We start from the raw sequence: 7,645 nt of genomic DNA on the forward strand, positions 1-7,645 counted from the left end.
CAAAAATAATTGAGAGGCTAGGATTTTTGTCCCAGCCTCGTGTTTTAGCCTACAAAAGCATTGATTTCTGCTTCGATATTTGCAATTTTTTCTTTAGCATCTGCTTCAGATTCACCAACTGTAGCGATGTAGAATTTGATTTTTGGTTCTGTACCTGAAGGACGAACGGCAAACCATGAATCATCAGCCAAGATGTATTTAAGAACGTTGCTTGGAGGAGTTGTCAATTTTTCAACGCCGTCAGCAGTAGTAGCTGTTTGTTCCAAGAAGTCTTCTGTCTTAGCAATGTCTGTGTTGTTGAATTGTTTAGGAGCATTGCCACGGAATTTATCCATGATTTTCTTGATTTCAGCAGCTCCGTCAACACCTGAAAGGGTAACAGAGATGGTTTTTTCTGCGAAGTAACCGTATTGTTTGTAGATTTCTTCGATACCATCTGCCAAAGTCATACCACGTGAGCGGTAGTAAGCTGCGATCTCAGCAACGATAAGAACGGCTTGGATAGCGTCTTTGTCACGTACGAATGGTTTGATGAGGTAACCGAAGCTTTCTTCAAAACCAAGCATGTAAGTGTGGTTGTGTTGCGTTTCAAATTCATGAATCTTTTCACCGATAAATTTGAAACCAGTCAAGACGTTAAACATGGTTGCGCCGTAGCTTTCTGCAATCTTAGTTACCAACTCAGTTGATACGATGGATTTACAGAGGGCAGCATTGGCAGGAAGGGTACCAGCTGTTTTGTGAGCTTCAAGAATGTATTTAGCAATGATCGCTCCGATTTGGTTACCAGAAAGGTTGAGGTAAGAACCGTCTGGTTGGCGGATTTCAACACCAAGGCGGTCAGCATCTGGGTCAGTTGCAACCAATACATCAGCGTCTACTTTGCGGCCAAGTTCTTCAGCAAGAGCAAAGGCAGCTTGGTTTTCAGGGTTTGGAGATTTAACAGTTGAGAAGTCAGCATCTGGAACAGCTTGAGCTTCAACAACTTGAACAGCTTCAAATCCAGCTTGGGCAAGAGCACGACGAGCCAACATTTCACCAGTACCATGAAGTGGAGTGTAGACAATCTTCATGTCGCGACCGTATTCATTGATCAAGTCTTGGTTGATGTTAACGCCTTTCACTTCTTTCAAGTATTCAGCGTCGACATTTTCACCGATAACTTCGATGAGACCGCTAGCCTTACTTTCTTCAAGGTCAGCCAATTGTACAGTGAAAGGATTTTCGATAGTACGGATGTAATCTGTCAATGCATCAGCATCTGCAGGTGGCATTTGTCCACCGTCTTCACCGTAAACCTTGTATCCGTTAAATGGAGCAGGGTTGTGGCTAGCGGTTACCATGATCCCAGCAAATGTGTGGAGATGACGAACAGCAAACGACAATTCAGGTGTTGGACGTAGGCTTTCAAATACATACGATTTGATCCCATGTGCAGCCAAAACTTGAGCAGATTCAAAAGCAAACTCAGGAGAGAAGTGACGGCTGTCGTAGGCGATCGCAACGCCGCGTTTCTTCGCTTCCTCACCTTTTGAGTCGATCAATTGGGCCAACCCTTCAGTTGCTTGGCGAACAACATAGATATTAATACGGTTAGTACCAGCACCAATTAATCCACGCATACCAGCTGTACCGAATTCAAGGTTGGTATAGAAGGCATCTTCTTTTGTTTTTTCATCCATTGCGACCAACTCATCACGAAGGTAAGCTGGTAATTCAGCAAAGTCGAGCCATTTTTGGTAGTTTTCTTGATAGGTCATGCAAGCGTCTCCTTTTTGCTTATAATTTAATCGCTTACATTATAGCAAATTTTTTCAGAAAATTCTAGCGATAATTGTAAATCTTTTCAAAAAAAATAGGGTTAATTCACCATCAAAAAAAGCCAAGATAAATTGGTCTTGGCTTTGAAGGTTATTTTAATTTTTCAAGAGATGGAACGACTGCACTGGTAATGAGTACTGTCGCAATGACTTCGATGAGTGAGTTAGTAGACACAATCAAGCCAAGGAAATGTTGAATTCCCCCTCCAAAACTGTTACCAAAGAAGAAGTAAATCCCACTTAGAACGAAAACAGTATTGGTCATAGAGCCGACAATTCCAGCGATCACAAGTCCAGTACGATTGCGAATCCAGCGATAGACGAAGTATGGGGTTACTCCGATGAGAATCCGAGGGACTATGGCAATGATAAGGGAGTAGAGATTCCCGTGAGGGACAAAGGGACTAAAGAGATAGCTAGCGGGTGTTATAACCAGGGTATTCATAGTGAGGCTAAAGAGTCCCATGAGGAGTCCTAAGATAGCTCCAATCCGTGGACCGTATATGATAGAGGCGATCACGACAGGAATATGAACCAAGGTTGGTTGAATGCCTGATGGAACAAATTGCAGAATGAAGGACGTCACAAAGTGAATGGTGATCATCACCGCAAAAAAGATGGCAATTCGTGAAATAGAAGATGATTTTCTCATAAACAATTCTCCTTAACAGTTTCTACAATAGTTTCTACAGGCGCTAGAGCTCCAGCACCTTTGTCCCCACAAGCAAGAACAGCATCACGAGGTTGGATAATCTGGTAACCATAGTCTTGTAAGAGCTTTAGATTTCGTTGGGTAGCGGGATGTTCTAACATTTTTGTATTCATAGCAGGGGCCAGTAATTTTTTAGTTCTTTGTGGCAAGGCTAGAGCTGTGCTTGTGACCATATTATCTGCCAGTCCCATAGCCAATTTAGCAATGGTATTGGCACTGGCTGGCGCGACAAGAAAGAGGTCAGTTTCTTTCCCAATGTCGATGTGCTCGATCCGCCGTGGATCGTCTTCCACCATAACATCTAGCCCTACTTGGTTTTTTGAAAGAACTTGCAAGGTTAAAGGGGTGATAAATTTTTGGGCTGAAGGAGTCATGAGGACCTTCACTTCAATTCCCAATTTGGTTAGTTGGCTGGTAATATCAGCAGCCTTATAGGCGGAAATACTACCGGTAACCGCTAAAGTAATGTGTGTCATATGTTCCTTTTTATTTGATATAACGTAGGATAGCCTCTGCGATTTCTGTTTTCGTAGAAGCTTCTAGGACCTGATCATCTGTCACTAGATAGGCTTGATGCTGACCGTTCTGAATCTTGGTCAGATCATTGGCAACGATCATGCTGGCATGATTTTTAACCAAGCTTTCACGCGCTACATGGATCAACTCTTCAGAAGAAACGTCGACTAAAAGCTTAAAGCCGATCAGTTGAATAGCAGGGTTCCATTCTTTGACGAGCGAGATAATCTTGGGATTTTTCTTTAGAAAGAGCACTTGGTATTCTTCTTTGGAAGAAATTTTCGCTTCCTGATTTTCGCGATGGATAAAGCTATGAAGGTCTTGAGCCTTCTCAACTTCCTCAAGGCCTGTCATGTAAACAGGTGTGTAGTCTGAGACTGCCATAGCGTGAATCAAAACCTGATGATGAGGGACTTCCGTTTTCATTTGTGCGAGAAGTTCTTCGACATTCTGGATCAATAGAAGTCGAAGCTGTGGATGAGGATCGGGTTTAAGCGCGGTAGGCGTTGTGATCAAGGTCACCTGATGTCCCTTTGCAAGAGCCATTTCTGCAAGGATTTTCCCTAGGCTCCCGGTGGAATGATTGGTGATCGAACGAACACTATCAATGGCTTCGCTCGTCCCACCTGATGTAATTAAAATATGCATATGCTTATTTTACACAAAAAAGATACGTAAGTAAAGTTCTGAAGCTATTAGGATTAACTATGTATAGCCATAAAATTTAGATAAAAAACGAACGTTCGATTCAAAAGGTGGAAAAACCATGTTATTTTCGCGAATTTTAGGTATAATAGATCTATCAAATATAAAGGAGTCCCTTATGAAAACAGATATCGAAATTGCTCAAAGCATTGAACTCCAACCGATTGTGGACGTTGTTAAGAAAATTGGTTTGGTTGACGATGATCTTGAATTGTATGGAAAATACAAGGCAAAATTGAGCTTTGATAAGATTCGTGAAGTTGAGAAAAATCCAGTAGGAAAACTTATCTTAGTCACTGCGATCAACCCAACTCCAGCTGGAGAAGGGAAATCAACCATTACCATTGGTCTAGCAGATGCTTTGAATAAAATCGGTAAAAAAACCATGATTGCCATTCGCGAACCTTCTTTAGGTCCAGTTATGGGGATTAAAGGTGGTGCTGCTGGTGGTGGCTATGCCCAAGTTCTACCGATGGAAGACATCAACCTTCATTTCACAGGGGATATGCATGCGATCACAACGGCTAATAACGCCCTCTCAGCATTGATTGATAATCATTTGCATCAAGGAAATGAGCTAGGTATTGACCAACGTCGGATTATCTGGAAACGGGTAGTGGACTTGAATGACCGCGCTCTTCGTCATGTCTCTGTCGGTCTTGGCGGTCCTTTAAATGGGATTCCGCGTGAAGACGGTTTTGATATTACCGTTGCTTCTGAGATCATGGCCATCCTTTGCCTGGCGACAGATATTGAAGATTTGAAACGTCGTTTGGCCAACATCGTGATTGGTTACCGTTATGATCGTAGCCCGGTCTATGTCCGTGATTTGGAAGTGGAAGGGGCTCTTGCCTTGATCCTCAAAGATGCGATTAAGCCAAACTTGGTTCAAACCATCTATGGAACGCCTGCCTTTGTTCACGGTGGTCCATTTGCCAATATTGCTCATGGATGTAACTCTGTATTAGCAACGACGACAGCTCTTCATTTAGCTGACTATACGATTACAGAAGCAGGTTTTGGGGCTGACCTTGGTGCTGAAAAATTCCTCGATATTAAAACTCCAAACTTGCCTACATCACCAGATGCAGTCGTAATCGTAGCGACACTCCGTGCCCTTAAGATGAACGGTGGAGTGACTAAGGATGCTCTGACAGAAGAAAACGTAGAGGCTGTTCGTGCTGGTTTTGCCAATTTGAAACGCCACGTTGAAAACATCCGTAAGTTTGGCATTCCTGCAGTGGTTGCCATCAATGAATTTATCACTGATACAGAAGCAGAAATTGCTGCTTTGAAAGAATTGTGTGCTGAAATTGAGGTGCCAGTTGAGCTTGCGAGTGTATGGGCGAATGGTGCGGACGGTGGAGTTGAACTTGCTGAAACCTTGGTTAAGACCATTGAAACAAGTCCAGCTAACTACACACGCTTGTATGATAATAACCTTTCTGTTGAAGAAAAAATTGAAAAGATTGTTACAGAAATTTATCGCGGTACTAAGGTGAATTTTGAGAAGAAAGCCAAGACACAAATTGCCCAAATCGTGAAAAATGGATGGGATAAGTTGCCAATCTGTATGGCCAAAACACAATATAGCTTCTCTGATAATCCAAATGCCTTGGGAGCTCCTGAAAACTTTGAAATCACTATCCGTGAAGTGGTTCCAAAATTGGGAGCAGGCTTTATTGTCGCTTTGACTGGGGATGTCATGACCATGCCTGGTTTACCAAAACGTCCAGCTGCTTTGAATATGGATGTGGCTGATGATGGAACAGCCATCGGTTTGTTCTAATAGCTAGATATCTAAAAACAACTTCTGTTCAAATGAGCAGAAGTTGTTTTGGTCTTGTTAATCAATCATTATTCAGTAAGGAGTTGGTACCTGATTTTTCGATAGATTATGATGAGCTGTAGGGTCATGGGAATCCAGATAAGGGGTTCGCAGAGAATGACCCCCATGTAGCCGGTGTGAGGAATAATCCACAGAACGAAGAAAATTTTTCCAAACAATTCAATAAAACTGGATGTGAGTGGGGTTAATTTTTTACCCATTCCCTGTAGGGCATTTCTCAGGATGATGAGACTCGCCAAAATAGGATAAAAGCAAGAGCTGATCTGGAGATAAAGACTGGCATTTGCAATGAGATCAGGATTTGTCGAGCCGGAAATAAAGCTGGTTAAAGACGGACTTGTGAAGAATAGAAGAGCAGCAACCAAGACAGACCAAACCCAAGAAAGAAGGTTGGCAATGGTAACGCCTTTTTTGATCCGCTGGAATTGCTCTGCGCCAAAATTCTGCGAGATAAAGGTTGTGATACTTGAGGCGATAGCAGTAATCGGTAAAACGGCAAAGGACATGATACGACGGGCTGCGACCTGTGCACTGATAATGGTTGTTCCAAGCTGATTAATAGCGGATTGGAGGATAACCGTTCCAATCGAAACGATGGAAGTCATGAGGCCCATGGCAAGGCCCTGACTTAGCAGATCCTGATAAAGCTCCTTGTCCCAAACAAAATCCTTGCGATGCGGGAGCAGAAAAGGGACCTTCTTACGAATATAGAGAAGACAAAGAAGGGCCGAAATACCCTGGGCAATAATGGTCGCAATTCCAGCGGATTGGACTCCGAGATGGAGTTGGGTAATAAAATAAAGATCGAGAAGAATATTGAGAACGGCAGCGATAATCAGGAAGTAGAGTGCCGCTATGCTATCGCCAACAGCTCTAAGAAGTCCAGCGCAAAGATTATAGGCAAAGGTCACAGCCACACCATTGACAATAGTGGAGATATAGAGATAAGACTGAGACACAATTGCTGATGGGGTCCCTAAAAATTGGAGCAGGGGAAAAAGTCCAACAGCACCAATGAAGATCACAAAGAGACTGAGGATGCCACCAATAATAGCAGTTGCGGCGACTGATTTTCGTAATTGGTCTTCGTTTTTGGCTCCATAATTTCTCGCGATAATAATCCCCATCCCATTTCCAACACCGACAGCAAATCCAACGATCAAATCAAATATGGCAGAGGTTGCTCCAACGGCAGCCAATGATTTTTGACCTAAAAAACGCCCCACAATCATAACATCCGAGGTATTGTAGAGTTGTTGAAAGATATTGGATAAAAGAATAGGAAAGGCGAAACTCAAAAGAGCGGGTAAAATAGGACCATCTATGAGATCCACACGTTGAATTCTTTTCATAGTGTCATTATACCAACTTCAGGAACCAGCGACAAGCGTCGATAGTTGAAGGCCCTTACATTTTTTGGTATAATCAGGGCAGAAAAGGAGGCTTTTATGAGCTTAACCAGTCAATTAATTACGGAAACGTTCCCAGATCTGGACAAGGTCGAGAGGCTGAATATCGAGGCATTCCCAGAAGAAGAGCGAGTCCCTATGTCGGAATACCTGCGTTATACGGACAATGACGATGCTAATTTTTTTGCTTTTTATAACGAAGAAGAATTTGTAGGATTTGCTTTTTCTATCTATAACCAGAAAGCTTTTTATGTTAGCTTCTTTGCCATTATGCCCCACCTACGTAGCCACGGTTATGGTCAAGAAATCATTGAAAAATTGGTAGAATTTTACCAAAGAACCATGATTCTTGAAGTGGAACGTTTGGATGAAGAATGTGACAATCTAGAGCAACGTCAGTCTCGGATGGATTTCTATAAGCGAAATGGATTTAAAACTGCCAATGCCTTTTTAGAATACGAAGGACTGAGCTTTGAAATTCTCTATCGGGGTGACCACTTTGACGAAGAGGCTTATCGCGATATTTTCCGTAAACTGCAGGAAGAAAATTATTTCGATTTCCGCATTAAATATAGACGCTTTAGTGACCACTAGACAAGAAGGAGGCTGGGACAAAAGTCCTAGCCTCTCAATT

General features: G+C 42.6%; 7 protein-coding genes. 2 read left to right on the forward strand and 5 right to left on the reverse strand.

Annotation, left to right across the window (positions count from 1 at the left end):
• Positions 1-44: 44 nt before the first annotated feature.
• From O3646_RS10720 to O3646_RS10735, 4 genes are all read right to left on the reverse strand, one after another.
• Positions 45-1,760 (reverse strand): phospho-sugar mutase, encoded by a 1,716-nt coding sequence (locus O3646_RS10720; protein WP_371610872.1) that lies wholly within the window; start codon positions 1,758-1,760, stop codon positions 45-47.
• Between the two features lie 151 nt (positions 1,761-1,911).
• Positions 1,912-2,472 carry an ECF transporter S component gene (locus O3646_RS10725; RefSeq protein ID WP_195327132.1) on the reverse strand — a complete coding sequence of 187 codons (561 nt, stop codon included), beginning with the start codon at positions 2,470-2,472 and terminating at the stop codon, positions 1,912-1,914.
• Positions 2,469-3,008, reverse strand: coding sequence for a phosphopantothenoylcysteine decarboxylase (coaC, locus tag O3646_RS10730; protein ID WP_195327133.1), 540 nt, complete (start codon positions 3,006-3,008; stop codon positions 2,469-2,471). Before coaC ends, O3646_RS10725 begins: the two co-directional genes overlap by 4 nt.
• A gap of 10 nt (positions 3,009-3,018) precedes the next feature.
• Complete coding sequence (locus O3646_RS10735; protein WP_371610873.1) at positions 3,019-3,696, reverse strand: phosphopantothenate--cysteine ligase; 678 nt, start codon at positions 3,694-3,696, stop codon at positions 3,019-3,021.
• Positions 3,697-3,871: 175 nt separating this feature from the next.
• Here O3646_RS10735 and O3646_RS10740 point away from each other — a divergent pair, with 175 nt between their 5' ends.
• Positions 3,872-5,542, forward strand: coding sequence for a formate--tetrahydrofolate ligase (locus tag O3646_RS10740; RefSeq protein WP_371610874.1), 1,671 nt, complete (start codon positions 3,872-3,874; stop codon positions 5,540-5,542).
• A 68-nt stretch (positions 5,543-5,610) separates the two neighbouring features.
• On the opposite strand, the gene O3646_RS10745 is transcribed toward O3646_RS10740, so the two are convergent.
• Positions 5,611-6,954: an MATE family efflux transporter gene (locus O3646_RS10745; RefSeq protein WP_195327136.1), complete on the reverse strand. Its 1,344-nt coding sequence runs from the start codon at positions 6,952-6,954 to the stop codon at positions 5,611-5,613.
• 96 nt (positions 6,955-7,050) lie between these two features.
• Here O3646_RS10745 and O3646_RS10750 point away from each other — a divergent pair, with 96 nt between their 5' ends.
• Positions 7,051-7,605: a GNAT family N-acetyltransferase gene (locus O3646_RS10750; protein ID WP_371610875.1), complete on the forward strand. Its 555-nt coding sequence runs from the start codon at positions 7,051-7,053 to the stop codon at positions 7,603-7,605.
• The last annotated feature ends 40 nt before the right edge of the window (positions 7,606-7,645 follow it).

The sequence above is a fragment of the Streptococcus sp. 27098_8_148 genome (genome assembly GCF_041432105.1).
In the GTDB taxonomy this organism is placed as follows: domain Bacteria; phylum Bacillota; class Bacilli; order Lactobacillales; family Streptococcaceae; genus Streptococcus; species Streptococcus parasanguinis_AE.